The sequence below is a fragment of the Prevotella koreensis genome (assembly GCF_003977605.1).
GTDB classification, from domain to species: Bacteria; Bacteroidota; Bacteroidia; order Bacteroidales; family Bacteroidaceae; genus Prevotella; species Prevotella koreensis.
Genome location: NZ_RYYU01000001.1, coordinates 813,293 through 828,174 on the forward strand (window position 1 = coordinate 813,293; position 14,882 = coordinate 828,174).

The 14,882-nt window shown below is 40.9% G+C and carries 15 protein-coding genes; 11 read left to right on the forward strand and 4 right to left on the reverse strand.

Annotated features, from left to right (window positions below):
* Window positions 1-24: 24 nt before the first annotated feature.
* The 3 genes from menB to EHV08_RS03520 are packed head-to-tail and all read left to right on the forward strand — an operon-like array spanning window position 25 to window position 2,265.
* Window positions 25-846, forward strand: a complete 822-nt coding sequence (gene menB, locus EHV08_RS03510) for a 1,4-dihydroxy-2-naphthoyl-CoA synthase (RefSeq protein WP_126678025.1) — start codon at window positions 25-27, stop codon at window positions 844-846.
* Window positions 843-1,883 carry an o-succinylbenzoate synthase gene (menC, locus tag EHV08_RS03515; RefSeq protein WP_126678027.1) on the forward strand — a complete coding sequence of 347 codons (1,041 nt, stop codon included), beginning with the start codon at window positions 843-845 and terminating at the stop codon, window positions 1,881-1,883. The genes menB and menC overlap by 4 nt, the downstream gene beginning before the upstream one ends.
* 7 nt (window positions 1,884-1,890) lie before the next feature.
* Window positions 1,891-2,265 carry a GtrA family protein gene (locus tag EHV08_RS03520; protein ID WP_203227046.1) on the forward strand — a complete coding sequence of 125 codons (375 nt, stop codon included), beginning with the start codon at window positions 1,891-1,893 and terminating at the stop codon, window positions 2,263-2,265.
* On the opposite strand, the gene EHV08_RS03525 is transcribed toward EHV08_RS03520, so the two are convergent.
* Window positions 2,258-3,049, reverse strand: coding sequence for a TrmH family RNA methyltransferase (locus EHV08_RS03525; protein ID WP_238987999.1), 792 nt, complete (start codon window positions 3,047-3,049; stop codon window positions 2,258-2,260). The genes EHV08_RS03520 and EHV08_RS03525 overlap by 8 nt on opposite strands.
* A 106-nt stretch (window positions 3,050-3,155) precedes the next feature.
* Between EHV08_RS03525 and EHV08_RS03530 the strand changes: the two genes are divergently transcribed.
* From EHV08_RS03530 to scpA, 5 genes are all read left to right on the forward strand, one after another.
* Window positions 3,156-3,956, forward strand: a complete 801-nt coding sequence (locus EHV08_RS03530) for a TrmH family RNA methyltransferase (RefSeq protein ID WP_126678029.1) — start codon at window positions 3,156-3,158, stop codon at window positions 3,954-3,956.
* Between the two features lie 66 nt (window positions 3,957-4,022).
* Window positions 4,023-4,643: a hypothetical protein gene (locus tag EHV08_RS03535; protein WP_126678031.1), complete on the forward strand. Its 621-nt coding sequence runs from the start codon at window positions 4,023-4,025 to the stop codon at window positions 4,641-4,643.
* Between the two features lie 23 nt (window positions 4,644-4,666).
* Window positions 4,667-5,038 (forward strand): thioesterase family protein, encoded by a 372-nt coding sequence (locus tag EHV08_RS03540; protein WP_203227047.1) that lies wholly within the window; start codon window positions 4,667-4,669, stop codon window positions 5,036-5,038.
* 278 nt (window positions 5,039-5,316) lie between these two features.
* Window positions 5,317-7,182 (forward strand): methylmalonyl-CoA mutase small subunit, encoded by a 1,866-nt coding sequence (mutA, locus tag EHV08_RS03545; protein ID WP_126678033.1) that lies wholly within the window; start codon window positions 5,317-5,319, stop codon window positions 7,180-7,182.
* 20 nt (window positions 7,183-7,202) lie between these two features.
* The gene (gene scpA, locus EHV08_RS03550; protein WP_126678035.1) at window positions 7,203-9,368 is read left to right on the forward strand and encodes a methylmalonyl-CoA mutase; all 2,166 of its coding nucleotides are present in this window, start codon (window positions 7,203-7,205) and stop codon (window positions 9,366-9,368) included.
* A 122-nt stretch (window positions 9,369-9,490) separates the two neighbouring features.
* On the opposite strand, the gene EHV08_RS03555 is transcribed toward scpA, so the two are convergent.
* Window positions 9,491-10,039: a ClbS/DfsB family four-helix bundle protein gene (locus tag EHV08_RS03555; protein WP_126678037.1), complete on the reverse strand. Its 549-nt coding sequence runs from the start codon at window positions 10,037-10,039 to the stop codon at window positions 9,491-9,493.
* Between the two features lie 440 nt (window positions 10,040-10,479).
* On the opposite strand from EHV08_RS03555, the gene EHV08_RS03560 reads away from it, so the two are divergent.
* Window positions 10,480-11,934, forward strand: a complete 1,455-nt coding sequence (locus tag EHV08_RS03560; protein WP_126678039.1) for a right-handed parallel beta-helix repeat-containing protein — start codon at window positions 10,480-10,482, stop codon at window positions 11,932-11,934.
* 34 nt (window positions 11,935-11,968) lie between these two features.
* The gene (gene cdd, locus EHV08_RS03565) at window positions 11,969-12,445 is read left to right on the forward strand and encodes a cytidine deaminase (RefSeq protein ID WP_126678041.1); all 477 of its coding nucleotides are present in this window, start codon (window positions 11,969-11,971) and stop codon (window positions 12,443-12,445) included.
* A 137-nt stretch (window positions 12,446-12,582) separates the two neighbouring features.
* Here cdd and EHV08_RS03570 read toward each other — a convergent pair whose 3' ends face one another.
* Window positions 12,583-13,104 (reverse strand): FHA domain-containing protein, encoded by a 522-nt coding sequence (locus tag EHV08_RS03570; protein ID WP_126678043.1) that lies wholly within the window; start codon window positions 13,102-13,104, stop codon window positions 12,583-12,585.
* A 17-nt stretch (window positions 13,105-13,121) separates the two neighbouring features.
* Window positions 13,122-14,171 (reverse strand): HU domain-containing protein, encoded by a 1,050-nt coding sequence (locus tag EHV08_RS03575; RefSeq protein WP_126678045.1) that lies wholly within the window; start codon window positions 14,169-14,171, stop codon window positions 13,122-13,124.
* Window positions 14,172-14,319: 148 nt separating this feature from the next.
* On the opposite strand from EHV08_RS03575, the gene rfbC reads away from it, so the two are divergent.
* Window positions 14,320-14,865 (forward strand): dTDP-4-dehydrorhamnose 3,5-epimerase, encoded by a 546-nt coding sequence (rfbC, locus tag EHV08_RS03580; RefSeq protein ID WP_126678047.1) that lies wholly within the window; start codon window positions 14,320-14,322, stop codon window positions 14,863-14,865.
* Window positions 14,866-14,882 lie beyond the last annotated feature (17 nt).

Consider the following 14,882-nt stretch of genomic DNA (forward strand, 5'->3'; position numbering starts at 1 on the left):
ATTATAAGTTATAAATAAAGAAGTATCATGAAAAGAGAATGGAAAGTAATAAAAGAGTTTAAGGAAATTCTTTTTGAGAGTTACAATCACATCGCAAAGATAACCATTAACCGTGAGCGTTATCGCAACGCATTCACTCCTTTGACAACATTGGAATTGTCACAAGCGTTCAGTTACTGTCGCGAGTCATCTGATATTCGTGTGGTAATATTGACAGGTGCCGGCGACAAGGCATTCTGTTCGGGAGGTGACATTCACGTAAAAGGGCACGGTGGATATATAGACGAGCAGGGCATGCCGCGTCTCAGCGTTCTTGATGTTCAGATGCAGATACGACGTTTGCCAAAACCGGTCATAGCAATGGTTAACGGATATGCTATCGGTGGAGGACATGTGCTGCACGTGGTTTGTGACCTTACAATAGCCTCGGAGAATGCAATATTCGGGCAGACCGGTCCAAAGGTCGGTTCGTTTGATGCAGGTTTCGGTTCAAGTTATCTTGCAAGAATCGTGGGACAGAAGAAGGCTCGTGAGATATGGTTCCTTTGTCGGCAGTACGATGCGAATGAAGCAGAACGCATGGGACTTGTGAACAAGGTGGTACCACTCGACCGTTTGGAAGACACTTGTGTGGAATGGGCAGAGACAATGATGGAACGTTCTCCTCTTGCCTTGCGCATGATAAAGGCCGGACTGAATGCCGAACTTGATGGTCAGGCCGGTATTCAGGAACTTGCCGGTGATGCCACGATGCTATATTATACAATGGATGAAGCACAGGAGGGTGGTAAGGCGTTCCTTGAAAAACGCAAACCAAACTTTGACCAATATCCATACTTTCCATGAAATATGAAGTAAGTATAAAAGAGCGCGTGCTGCACTTCCTGCAACCGGCAGGGACTTCACGCGGTGTTTATCGCGAGCGTCGCTCTTGGTTTGTTTCTTTGACAGACGAAAACAGAAATGTCGGGGTAGGGGAATGTGCTCCTCTTCCCGACCTTTCGTGTGATGACATACCCGAATATGAGAAGTTTTTATGCGGTTTTGCCGAAAAACTTTGCCATGAAGGAATAATCCCATACGATGAATTGAAACAATATCCGTCTATGCTTTTCGGACTTGAGACCGCGATGCTTTCCCTGCAACGACGAGGAACAAAACTTTCTGACACTCTTTTTGCCGAAGGAAAAGAAGGAATACCCATAAATGGACTGGTATGGATGGGTACGTTCGACGAGATGCTTCCACGCATGGAAGAAAAACTGCGTTGTGGTTTCAGGTGCGTGAAGATAAAGATTGGTGCGATAGATTTCGAAGATGAATTAGAATTGTTGCGTCTTATCCGTAAGCGTTTTTCTAAGGACTATGTTGAACTGCGTGTTGATGCCAACGGTGCTTTCAAGCATACCGAGGCTTTGAAGCTTATGGAGCAACTGTCACGCTTTGACATACATTCAATAGAACAGCCTATAAAACAGGGTAATACGGAAGAACTTGCAAGGCTTTGTAGAGAAACTCCGTTACCAATAGCACTCGATGAAGAGTTGATTGGTATAAATGGTGGCGAAGAAAAGAAAAAACTGATTGAATATGTGCGTCCGCAATATCTCGTGTTGAAACCGTCGTTGCATGGAGGAATGGCAGGAACGCGTGAATGGGTTGAAATATCTCGCGCGCTCGGTGTAGGTTCATGGATAACGAGTGCACTTGAAAGTAATGTCGGACTTAACGCCATTGCCCATCTGTGTGCTTCTGTTTATGGTTCGCATATAACAATGCCGCAAGGACTCGGAACCGGACAATTATTCAGCGATAACATACCAATGCCACTTGAAATAATCGGTGATGAATTATGGTATCGTGGTGTTAAAAACCAAGTATAATATAGAAATGAGGAAGATAGAAAAGAAAACCATAGGTGAGGTGGTGCGTTTCTGTATCGTAGGTGTGGTTGCCACAATTATTCATTATGCCATATATCTTCTGCTAAAGCAATGGATTATACACGTTGTGGCATTTGCTGTCGGTTATGTTTTGAGTTTCATTGCAAATTTCTTCATGACAGCCCGATTCACATTCAAGAAAAATGCCACGGCTAAGAAAGGTGTGGGGTTCATCGCTGCACATACAGTTAATTTCTTCTTGCAAACTTCATTGTTACAGATATTCCTATGGATCGGTATAAACGAGAACTATGCTCCAGTTCCGGTATATTGTATTGCCGTTCCTGTTAATTTCCTATTGGTCAGGCTTGTTTTCAAGTAGAAATCCTTTGTCTTACGGCTTCGTAGAGCAGTATTGACGCACTTACCGACACATTCAGAGAGTCGAGGTTGCCGAGCATGGGAATACGAATATGAGCATCGGCTGCTTTTCGCCATTCATCGGTCAGTCCGGTAGCCTCTGTTCCCATGACTATTGCCGTGGCGCGACGCATGTCGGTTTCGTAATAAAGATGAGAATCTTGAAGTTGTGCAGTCAATATGCTTATGCATTTCTGCTTCAAGAATGCTATACACTCACTCGTTTCGCATGCCACACAAGGCACTGTGAATATCGCACCGATACTGCTACGTATAAGATTAGGATTATATAGGTCGGTCAGAGGGTCGCAGACAATAACGGCATCCGCACCTGCGGCATCCGCACTTCTAAGCACCGCACCAAGATTACCCGGTTTTTCAACGCTTTCAAGAACAACAATGAGGGGATTATCGCCAAGTGTGAGGTCTGAAAGAGAATGCTGTTGCGACTCTACTTCGGCAATTATGCCTTCTGTACTTCCACGGTAAGCAATCTTTTCGTATACTTCTCTTGATACCTCAAACGTTTTATTGCATATAGTAGGATACTCGTCTCCATATAATTCCATGCATATAAATACTGAAGAAATATTTAATCCCGCATCAATGCAATGCTGTAACTCACGTTTGCCTTCTACCACGAACATTCCGGTATTGCGCCTTTCAGACGATTTCTGACGGAGAAGTTGAAGATGTTTTATCTTCGGGTTTTGTGTGCTTGATATGCGGTTTTCGTTCATTGTCATAATTGTAATTACTTAAAAAGTAGAAGAATCAGAGTGCAAAGTTACAAATTTCGATTGTAAAATGAAATAAAAAGATTAACTTTGCAGTTATGTTATATTTAAAGTCATGCCGATAATAGATATTGACTCATTACAACATAAAGGCGTTGAGGTTTTCTGTTCACTAACAGAAGCACAAATGAGAAACAGGTTGGAGCCGGCCAAAGGTATCTTCATCGCAGAAAGTCCGAAGGTGATAAAGGTGGCACTTGATGCCGGATATGAGCCTCTTGCGATGTTGTGCGAACGGAAACATATAGAAGGTGATACTCGTGAAATTATAGAACGAGTTGGCGATATTCCTGTATATACAGGCGAACGCGAATTGTTGGCAGATATTACCGGTTACACATTGACTCGTGGTGTGCTGTGTGCAATGCATCGACCTGTGGAAAAGAGTGTAGGTGAAGTGACAGAAGGAGCAAAGCGGGTTGTTGTTATTGCTGGTGTTGTTGACACCACAAATATCGGTGCAATTTTCCGTTCGGCCGCAGCGTTGGGTATTGATGCCGTATTGCTTACCAAAAACTCATGCGATCCACTCAATCGGCGTGCCGTGAGAGTGTCGATGGGAGCGGTGTTTCTTGTGCCGTGGACATGGATAGACGTAAGTCTTGAGACACTGAAGAATCTTGGATTCCGTACTGCAGCATTGGCATTAAGTGACGATTCTATATCGATAGACTCTCCGTTGCTGAACGCAGTGGAACGCTTGGCTGTTGTTGTGGGAACCGAGGGAGATGGACTTCCGAAAGAAACCATACGTAATGCCGATTTTGTTGTGCGCATACCAATGTCTCATAATGTTGATTCACTAAATGTTGCTGCCGCTGCAGCAGTTGCATTTTGGGAATTGAGAAGACGATAAAATAATAGACCAAACATTAAATTACAAAACTTATTTAATCTAAAAACATTGATTGTTATGAAAAGAATGAAACTGATTTTGAACTATGTGGTAATAGGTTTTACAGGAATGTTGCTGTTGTCGAGTTGTTTACCTTTTAACAAGAAAGAAAACAAAACCAACGACTCTTTGACACAGAATGTGCAGAAAGTAGAGAAAAAGCCTGAACAAAAGCCTTTTTCCATAAACTATGAAAAGGCGAGTGCCATTGCTTATGACATGAAAAGGAAGAATGCTTTGGCAGAACTGCGAAAGATAGGTCTTGAAGAATTGCATTCAAAAACATTTCAGTTCATTCATGAAATGGCTGGTATGAAAAAGACGGGATATAAAGATGTTTACGGAAAGGGGATGGAATATAAAGATGACAAGTTCATTTCAAAGGATTCGAATGCGGTAGGAGTTATAGCTGAGAGTATGTACGTTAATACATATACATTCGTTTTCGCAGACAAGAAGATGCGTGATGCTATTTTGAATAAGGCTAAAGAAGCGGGTTTCAAGCATAATGTGACAGATTATGATACAGATGAAAAGGGTAAGGAATCATACATTATGAATATTGATGAAGTGAGAGAAAAAAGTCTTGTTGTTTATGACAGAGATGGCCTTTACTTCGCAGAAATGTATGTTGCCATGGAACTTTAATCACAATAAAAATATTTAAACAAATGATAGAAACAGGTCAGAAACACACAAGTGAAATAATAGTGAAAGACTCACTTTCGGCAGAAAATGTCGGATCCGGAGATATGCCGGTACTTGCAACACCGATGATGATGGCACTGATGGAGAATGCTGCAATGCTTGCGGTTAAGGATTCGTTGGAAGAAGGAATGACAACCGTCGGCGGACATATTGAGTCGTCTCATCTGGCACCCACAAAGATAGGGGAGAAGGTTATGGCAACGGCAGAAGTTACCAAGGTGGATGGAAAGAAAATCTTTTTTAAAATATCTGCATATTGTGGAGAAACCCTTCTCGGCGAGGGTACACACCTACGTTTCATAGTAGATAGACAAAAGTTTCTTGCGAGGCTATAAAATACCGATTATGTGAGAAATATGCAGAGGACATAAATTACCATACTCATTGATATTAAGTTGTTCCGTGTGTCGGCGAAGTACGTCGACAAAGGGTTTATGCAATGTTAATTTCCTAATGTTTTTTCAAATAATTTCAAACAGATGGCATATATATCCATTTTTTCCTTGTTTTTTTATGGTATGTCATAAAAAAATTATACCTTTGCAGCGATATAATTATTTTACTTATGGAATCAAATTTTTATTTTTAAACTTATATTAATAATACAAACACTATGTCAATCATCAAGGAAAAACTCTTTACCGAATTTGAGGTACCTACCACTCAAGAGTGGCTTGACAAGATTCAGGTTGACCTAAAAGGTGCAGACTTCAACAAACGTTTGGTATGGAGAACCAATGAAGGTTTTAATGTACAGCCTTTCTATCGCCGTGAGGACGTGCTGAAGATGAGGACACCCGATGCTTTGCCGGGAGAATTCCCTTTCTTGCGAGGAAATAAGAAAAAGGACAATGCGTGGTATGTTCGTCAGGACATTATAGCCAATGATGCCAAAGAGGCAAATGCCAAGGCTCTTGATATCCTCAACAAGGGTATTGATTCTATCGGATTCAAGGTTCCAAGCAAACTTGTAAGTGCAGAGTTTATCGAAGAATTGCTCAATGATATACGTTGCGATGTAGTAGAAGTTAATTTCTCTACATGTCAGCGTAAGGCTCTTGAACTTGCGGACATCCTCGTGGCTTATTTTGAAAAGCATGGTTACGACAAGAATCTTGTTGTTGGTTCTATCAATTGGGATCCGATGAAGAAGATGGTAATGAAAGGAAAAGATGTTACTCCGGTACTTTCTTTGGCATCACAACTCGTTGAAAAACTGAAAGATTATCCTAAATTCCGTTGCATTACAGTTAATAGCGTTGAACTGAACAATGCCGGTGCTTATATCGTACAGGAACTCGGATATGCTCTCTCTTGGGGTAACGAATATCTGCAGCAACTTGTTGATGCAGGAGTTGATGTTGACCTCGCTGCTTCAAAGATTAAGTTCAACATGGGTGTCAGTGAAAACTACTTCATGGAACTTGCCAAGTTCCGTGCGGCACGTATGTTATGGGCACAGATAGTTAAGCAATATGAGCCTAAGGACGAAAACTCTTGCAAGATGTGTGTACATGCTGTTACATCAATGTATAACCAAACATTGTTCGACAGTTATGTAAACTTGCTGCGCTCTCAGACCGAGGCAATGAGTGCCGCACTTGGGGGGGTACATTCCATGGTGGTAACTCCGTTCAACGTTATTTACGAAGAACCGACAGAATTCTCTGAGCGTATAGCGCGCAACCAGCAACTCCTTATTAAGGAAGAGAGTCATTTCGATAAAGTTGTTGACCCTGGTGCAGGTTCTTATTACATTGAACACCTCACGGAATCTCTCGCCGTTGAAGGCTGGAAATTATTCCTCAAGGTTGAGGAAGAAGGTGGTTTCCTCGCGTCTGTGAAGGCCGGAACGATACAGGGAGACATTAATGCTACAAACAACAAGCGTCATGATGATGCCGCTAAGCGTAAGGAGTTCTTGCTCGGAACAAACCAGTTCCCTAACTTCACCGAGAAGAGTGAGGGAAAGAGAGAGGTCTCATGCGAATGTGGTTGTTGCGGACATACAGGCGAAGAACATCATAAGACAGCATTCAAGGCCATAGAAAGCACTCGTCTTTCTGCCGATTTCGAGAATCTCCGTATTCATACAGAGGAGACCCGCGTACCTATGGCATTCATGCTTACTATCGGTAATCTTGCAATGCGTCAGGCTCGTGCTCAGTTCTCTTGCAACTTCCTTGCCACAGCAGGATATAAAGTTGTTGACAACTTAGGCTTTAAGACTGTTGAAGAAGGTGTTGACGCAGCCCTTAAGGCCGGTGCAGACATCGTCGTAATATGCTCTTCTGATGACGAGTATGCCGAATATGCAATACCGGCATTCAAGTATCTTGACGGTCGTGCAATGTTTGTTGTTGCCGGTGCTCCTGCTTGTATGGAGGATCTTAAGGCTGCGGGCATCGAGAATTTCGTACATGTTCGTTGCAACGTACTTGAAACAATGAAAGAATATAATCAGAAACTTGGCATTTAAATCGTAGGAGAACTTGAATTATGCGTAAACAATTTAATAATGTAGATATATACGCTGGCATCAAGGCTAAAGATGGTGCCAAATGGATAGAGGACAACGGCATTGGATATAACTGGAAGACTCCGGAACATATAGAGGTTCGTCCTGTATATACTAAAGAAGACCTTGAAGGTATGGAACACTTGGATTTTGTTGCAGGTCTTCCTCCTTTCCTTCGCGGTCCTTACTCAATGATGTACCCATTCCGCCCGTGGACTATTCGACAGTATGCCGGATTCTCTACTGCAGAGGAATCAAATGCTTTCTATCGTCGTAACCTTGCCAGTGGTCAGAAAGGTCTGTCAGTTGCTTTCGACCTTCCCACCCACCGTGGTTATGACCCCGACAATCCTCGTGTTGTTGGTGATGTTGGTAAAGCAGGTGTGAGTATCTGTAACGAGGAAAACATGAAAGTGCTTTTCTCCGGAATCCCTCTCAACAAGATGTCGGTGTCAATGACAATGAATGGTGCCGTGCTTCCTATTCTGTCATTCTACATCGTAGCAGGACTGGAGCAAGGAGCGAAGTTGGAAGAGATGGCAGGTACTATTCAGAATGACATCCTGAAGGAGTTCATGGTGCGTAATACATATATATACCCGCCGGCCTTCTCAATGAAGATTATTGCCGACATATTCGAATATACATCGCAGAACATGCCTAAGTTCAACTCTATCTCTATTTCAGGCTACCACATGCAGGAGGCCGGAGCAACAGCAGATATTGAACTCGCATACACCTTGGCAGATGGTATGGACTATCTCCGCACCGGTGTTGATGCCGGTATTCCTGTCGATAAGTTTGCTCCGCGTCTGTCATTCTTCTGGGCTATTGGTATGAATCATTTCATGGAGATTGCAAAGATGCGTGCAGGTCGGCTGTTGTGGGCGAAGATTGTTAAGAGTTTCGGTGCAAAGGATCCTAAGTCTATGGCTCTGCGTACTCACTCACAGACTTCAGGTTGGTCGCTTACCGAGCAAGATCCGTTCAACAATGTCGGACGTACATGTGTGGAGGCTATGGCCGCCGTACTCGGACATACACAGTCACTGCACACCAATGCGCTTGATGAGGCGATTGCTCTGCCTACCGATTTCTCTGCTCGTATTGCACGTAACACTCAGATATACATTCAGAACGAGACCAAGGTTTGTAAGGAAATAGACCCTTGGGCAGGTTCATACTATGTAGAGACTCTTACCAACGAACTCGTTCACAAGGCATGGGGACATATTCAGGAGATTGAGAAGCTCGGCGGTATGGCAAAGGCTATCGAAACCGGTGTGCCAAAGATGCGTATCGAGGAGGCTGCCGCACGTACTCAGGCACGTATAGACTCCGGTGTGCAGACAATCGTTGGTACCAACAAGTACCGTCTTGAACACGAAGACCCGATAGATATTCTTGAGGTTGACAACACCGCCGTGCGCAAGCAGCAGGAAGAAAGTCTTAAGCAAGTACGTGCCTCTCGCGACGAAGAAGCATGTCAGGCTGCATTGAAGGAGATTACAGAATGTGTTCGCGACTTTGCAGAAGGACGTAAGAGCGAGAACAACCTTTTGGCGCTTGCAGTAAAGGCAGCACAGTTGCGTTGTACTCTTGGTGAGATAAGTGATGCCTGCGAGAAAATCGTAGGTCGTTATAAAGCAGTTATTAGAACTATTTCAGGCGTGTATAGTAGTGAAAGCAAGAACGACTCAGACTTTGATAAAGCCTGTGAGTTGACAGATGAGTTTGCAAAAAAAGAAGGTCGTCGTCCGCGTATCTTTGTAGCAAAGATGGGACAGGACGGGCATGACCGCGGTGCAAAGGTTGTAGCAACGGGATATGCCGATTGCGGTTTCGATGTTGACATGGGACCATTGTTCCAAACTCCGGCAGAAGCGGCACGCGAAGCGATTGAAAATGACGTACACATCGTTGGAGCATCTTCTTTGGCAGCAGGTCATAAGACATTGATACCTCAACTCATTGAGGAGTTGCACAAACATGGTCGTGATGACATTATGGTCATTGCCGGTGGAGTGATTCCCGCACAAGATTATGACTATCTCTACAAGGCCGGTGTGGCTGCGGTTTTCGGTCCGGGAACTTCTGTTGCAAAGGCTGCGTGCGAGATGATGAAACTCCTTCTTGAGAAAGATTGATGAATAACAACACGTTTTCGTTGTATTTAATATAACGAGAATGTATCAATAAAAGAGATGAACTCCGAAAGTTTCAATTGACTTTCGGAGTTCATCTCTTTTTTTTGACAGGTCATTTTATATCACGAAAGTGAATTCTTATTAGTCTTAATATGCACTCTTATCTTTTTTATAGCCCAATCATAATGACTTGCTGTTGCAGAAATACAGTAAGCACCGAGAGTTGTTGTTCCCGTCCAATCAAAATATCCTTTGGCAAAAAGTTCGTCATTAGAGAACGTATCTATCTGTTTCATTACTTTTTGATGGCTTTCTCTCAACATAATCTTTGCTTCATCCAATGGTGTTTCCCTGTGTTTCTTCCAAAATTCCACATTCATAGCCGGATAAGTTTTCCAATTATACGGTTTAGGTAAGAAAGGCTTTTGTTCTCCATCACGATTTACTTTTATCCAGGTCCATAACAACTGATGCCACTCATACAAATGCACAAGAACATCTCGCATATTCTTATCTCTGCTCCAATGTGCCTCTTTGCCCATTGTAGCCATTTCTTCGGCAAATGTTGCATTCTGCTGTTCTTCGCTCATATTATCAATAAGTTTCCACATCTTATCAAACTTTTCGTTTGCAGACGTTATTAAATCTTCTTTTGTTGTTGCTCGTGCCATATCCTTAAGATTTATTTACTTTTATAATACCGATTAATTTCTATTTTCATTCTTGTTGTTATAATTAATCCTAACTTACAATGGACAAAGATAATATTTTTTCCCGATAATCAATAATCTTTCCAAAATAAAACCTCAAAAATAATAGATATTGGAACATATATGGTTAATAAACAATCAGTTATTGGAAATGTTATTGACCGATATTATTATTCCATCCATCAATTTAGGCGAGATTGGTTGCCAATTTGGGCGAATTTGCAAATCAATCTCGCCCAAATTGCTCAGCAAATTCGCCCAAATTGCTCAGCAAATTCGCCCAAATTACAAATAGGAATATTTCGTATGATAATATTTCTAATTGGTATTTCACAAACTTAGAATATCTGTTCATAAAACTACTGATTTACAATAAATCAATGTCGGCAACGTTATATATAATGATGAAAATATACAAATATATAATATTGGTTGCAGTAGTCCTGATGGGTATTACCGCATGCAGCGATGAAAACTTTTCTTCATCGCCATCATTGAAATTGACTTTTTCCACCGATACAATCAGTTTCGACACCATATTTTCAAAGGTGCCGTCAAGTACACGTACCATGTGGGTTTACAATAAGTCTGGTAATGGTTTGAGGTGTAACAATATCAGGTTGCTGAATGGAAATCAAACCGGCTATCGTGTAAATGTAGATGGAATATATCTTAGTTCCTCTACCGGGTATATGACTCAGAACGTGGAAATAAGAAATAATGACAGTATAAGGGTTTTCGTTGAGTTAACATCACCCCAAAACGGACTTCTTGAGCCTCGTAGACTTCAAGATAAATTGCTTTTTACTCTTGAAAGCGGAAACGTTCAGGAAGTATTGCTTGATGCCTATTCATGGGATGCAGAAGAAGTGAACAATCTTGTTGTTTCTGAAAATACAGTACTTGAAAGCAAGTCTCCAATTCTTGTAAACGGAATGATTAAAGTAGAAAAAGGAGCCGTCCTGACAATAGAAGCAGGACAGACTGTCTATTTCAACAGTAATGCAGGCATTGAAGTTGCAGGGACATTGATATTGAAAGGTACACCGGAAAAGAATGTTACGCTGAGAGGTGCACGACTCGATAATATGTTCGACTATCTACCATACGACCTCGTAAGCGGTCAGTGGAAGGGCATACACTTTCTGGAAACATCGTATGAAAATAAGATAGAGTATGCTGACATTCACAGCACAATGGATGCCATAGTGTGTGATTCGAGCGATATTTCAAAAACAAAACTTGATATTGAAAACTCAATAATCCATAACTGTCAAGGATATGGCGTGAAATCAATATACAGTAGCATAAATATAAATAATTCACAAATAACAAATACGCAGAAAGACTGTGTTGCTATTTTCGGAGGCAATGCTAACGTTGCTAATTCGACGCTTGCCCAATTCTATCCTTTCGATTCTAAAAGAAGAGGAGCAGCTCTTAGGTTTGCAAATATTCTCGAAAAGAAATCTCTCCCGCTTCATAGCATGCAATGCGTGAATAGTATTGTGACAGGATATGCAGAAGATGTGCTAAAGGGTGAATACGATAAAACCGAGAATACGTTCAATTATATGTTCACAAATTGCATATTGCGAACACCTGAAATTAAAGATGAGGAGACGGCTAAATATTTTGTTGACATAATATGGGAAAATGTTGAAGATACAGTTTCGGGAGGAGAAAAGAACTTTAAACTTGTGGATATAAACACTCAGCATTATGACTTTCATTTGTCAGAAAGATCTAAAGCCATTGATGCTTCTAATGTATCATTTGCAACAAAGAAAGATCGTGACGGAAATCCTCGCGATGAGAAACCGGACATCGGATGTTATGAGTTCCGGAAAGAGTAAATAGGAAAAATGAAATAAATAACATTATAAATATATGAAAGAAATTAAGATAGAGAGTAGGATAAAGGTTTGCAAGATGTCAGAATTGGCCTCTGACGAACAAAGATTAATCGAAATGGCAAAAAAAGCCACAGATAATTCTTATTCTCCATATTCACATTTTAAGGTTGGGGCGGCAATAAGGCTTGGTGACGGGACTGAAATCATTGGTGCCAACCAAGAGAATGCAGCGTTCTCGGTTACGATGTGTGCCGAAAGGAGTGCTATTTTTGCAGCCATGACGCAATATCCCGACCAACCTATTACTCATCTTGCAATAGCGGCACGTAACGAGAATGGGTTTATGGCAGAGTCTACCGCTCCATGCGGCTCTTGCAGACAGGTGATTCTTGAAGTGGAAAACCTGCATAAGCAGCAAATTCGGCTCTATTTATATGGAGAAAACAATATCTATGTTATAGAAAGCATAAAAGATATACTTCCGCTTAACTTTGATAGCGAAAGTATGTAGTTCTTGACTAAAACAAACTTAAGCAAAATATATAAGCGCAATTGTTATCTTAGTGGCAAATCTTGTACTTGATATATAAAGGCACGTCATGGTTTCAGGCGTGCCCCGTGTTACTTTTATATGATGTTGTAATTGACTTATTTTCCTCCTCTCAGCAATATGCTTGTTGCACCGAGAGTGAATAATGCACCATCCTCGATAATCCTTTTCTCCTTGTCGCCGAGAATTTCATTATCTACGAATGTCCCGGTATTGCTTGGCCCGTCTCTCAACACGTATTTAAGTTTCCCATGTTTGTCACGGGATACATTAATTATGCAGTGAGTATTGTCAACACTCGGGTCAACAGTTTCGATAGGAGTATTGATAGGTTTTCCCTTTTGGTAACGTCCTATAACGTTGTCTCCCATTCTTAATGGTATTATCTGTTTGTAATGGAATACGTTTTCAATTACAACGATGGCACCAATGTCATTATTTCCAACCAAGTCTTCGGGGTTTTCTTCTTTTTGTCTGTCACGTAATTTACTAATACCAATTCTGATTCCGAATTGTTTGTTACATTCCGGACACACGAAAATAAGTGATTGTCCTTCTTTATATCGAGTCTCGTCAAACGTGATGAAATTATCACATTTCGGGCATCTTACTCGCTTCATAATATAATAAAAACTATTTATTGTTTAATCTCATAAACCCATGCCTGCTTGAAGAATTTGTTGGTATGAAGTTTTTTCAATTCTTCATGGGCTTTGGCTTCCGACGTGAATTCTCCATATACAATTTTACGACTATTCTTGTTCGCAATCATCTTTGCAGAAGTAAAACCTTCTTTATGGACTGTGTTAAGAAAAGTCTCACCATTGGTTTGTGATATTTGGCTTGCCATTACAATGCAATATACATTTTTGGTTTCAGCCACTTTTAAATCTTGTTTAGTCTCCTTATTCTTTACTTCAATTGATTTAGGAGAATGTTCTGTTTCCTCTTTTTTTATTATAGGTTTTGTGGTTTTAGAACCTTCCGAAACAATCACTTTCGGCATAATTTGGTAGAGCATATCGGTATTTATATTCACCATCCCCATTTCTAAATTGCCGGTGGCAAGAGGTGAAGTGAACAGAAAGAATCCCAACAATGCAATAATTACTGCCGCAACATTTCGTATGACACTTACTTTTATCTTGATTGCATCATCTTTGCTGTCTTTGTCAAATACAGGAACGTTGTCGTCCGGCTTTAATTCAATGACGTTTGCCTTTGCAGTTTCTTTATTTGCTTCTTCAACTTTCAATGTTTTGGTATTAGGCAAATCTGTCAGCATTTTGATTGGTAATGCATCAAAAGCATATAGTTCCGGTGTTAGCAGACCAGCCTTGATAGGCATGAACTCTATATTCCCTTCATTATTTACAGATAAAGTACCTATACCATTAAAGGTATAAATACCATCATTGAGAAGTCTTTCATGAAGTTCACCGACTTCGTCTTCAATTCTCTGCATTGCTTCGGGAAAACTTATATCGAATGCTTCTACGTAAGATTGTGCGAGCAGGTTATCGTTTGCCTTTAACTTTGGATTGAATCCAAGAGTACGCAATGGTGGAATCAAGAGGTAGTCCTTATCGTTATATTTTGCACAAACATGATGAGTCATGAAGCCACCTAATCCCGGCACCATGACGCAATCATTGCTCAAGAGCAAAATTTCGATATGTCTTTCCAAACTATTCACGTTTGCAAAATTAGTGACTTTTTACGAGATTTCAAAGAAAAAGGTGGTTAATAAAAAAAAACAGTCAAAATACTTTCGTCAATCGGAATATTATTCTTAATTTTGCATCAAATAAAAGAAACATCATACTATTAAAATAATGAACTATTTAAAAACAGACATTGACGGTGTATTCATAATCGAACCAAGTGTTTTTGAGGATTCTCGCGGTTATTTCTTTGAAGCATTCAAGCAAGAAGAGTTTGAAGCGAATGTCGGAAAAGTTCATTTTATCCAAGACAACGAGTCAAAATCTTCACGTGGCGTTCTTCGTGGTCTGCATTATCAGAAAGGGAGTTTGTCACAAGCCAAACTTGTACGTGTAATTAAGGGTGTTGTTGTAGATGTTGCCGTTGATATACGTAAGAGTTCCCCAACGTTCGGTAAGCACGTAATGGTTGAACTCAGTGATGAGAATAAGAGACAACTTTTCATTCCTCGTGGTTTTGCACATGGCTTTCTTGTTCTTAGTGATGAAGCGATTTTTACATATAAAGTGGATAATGTATATGCTCCACAGTCTGAGGCTTCAATAAGATATGATGACTCCGAATTGGGTATAGAGTGGCCCATAGATGCGAGTGAGATGTTGTTAAGCCCCAAAGATAAAGAGGGTAGAAAACTATCCGAAGCAGAATTGTTCTAACAAGCATTCCGATGGAC

Excerpts from the sequence above, each read along its gene's own strand:
- EHV08_RS03570 (WP_126678043.1), bottom strand. The coding sequence starts at position 13,104 with ATGAAGCGAGTAAGATGCCCGAAATGTGATAATTTCATCACGTTTGAC.
- EHV08_RS03525 (WP_238987999.1), bottom strand. The coding sequence starts at position 3,049 with ATGACAATGAACGAAAACCGCATATCAAGCACACAAAACCCGAAGATA.
- rfbC (WP_126678047.1), top strand. The coding sequence starts at position 14,320 with ATGAACTATTTAAAAACAGACATTGACGGTGTATTCATAATCGAACCA.
- EHV08_RS03535 (WP_126678031.1), top strand. The coding sequence starts at position 4,023 with ATGAAACTGATTTTGAACTATGTGGTAATAGGTTTTACAGGAATGTTG.
- EHV08_RS03555 (WP_126678037.1), bottom strand. The coding sequence starts at position 10,039 with ATGGCACGAGCAACAACAAAAGAAGATTTAATAACGTCTGCAAACGAA.
- menC (WP_126678027.1), top strand. The coding sequence starts at position 843 with ATGAAATATGAAGTAAGTATAAAAGAGCGCGTGCTGCACTTCCTGCAA.
- mutA (WP_126678033.1), top strand. The coding sequence starts at position 5,317 with ATGTCAATCATCAAGGAAAAACTCTTTACCGAATTTGAGGTACCTACC.
- EHV08_RS03530 (WP_126678029.1), top strand. The coding sequence starts at position 3,156 with ATGCCGATAATAGATATTGACTCATTACAACATAAAGGCGTTGAGGTT.
- EHV08_RS03520 (WP_203227046.1), top strand. The coding sequence starts at position 1,891 with ATGAGGAAGATAGAAAAGAAAACCATAGGTGAGGTGGTGCGTTTCTGT.
- EHV08_RS03560 (WP_126678039.1), top strand. The coding sequence starts at position 10,480 with ATGATGAAAATATACAAATATATAATATTGGTTGCAGTAGTCCTGATG.
- EHV08_RS03540 (WP_203227047.1), top strand. The coding sequence starts at position 4,667 with ATGATAGAAACAGGTCAGAAACACACAAGTGAAATAATAGTGAAAGAC.
- scpA (WP_126678035.1), top strand. The coding sequence starts at position 7,203 with ATGCGTAAACAATTTAATAATGTAGATATATACGCTGGCATCAAGGCT.
- cdd (WP_126678041.1), top strand. The coding sequence starts at position 11,969 with ATGAAAGAAATTAAGATAGAGAGTAGGATAAAGGTTTGCAAGATGTCA.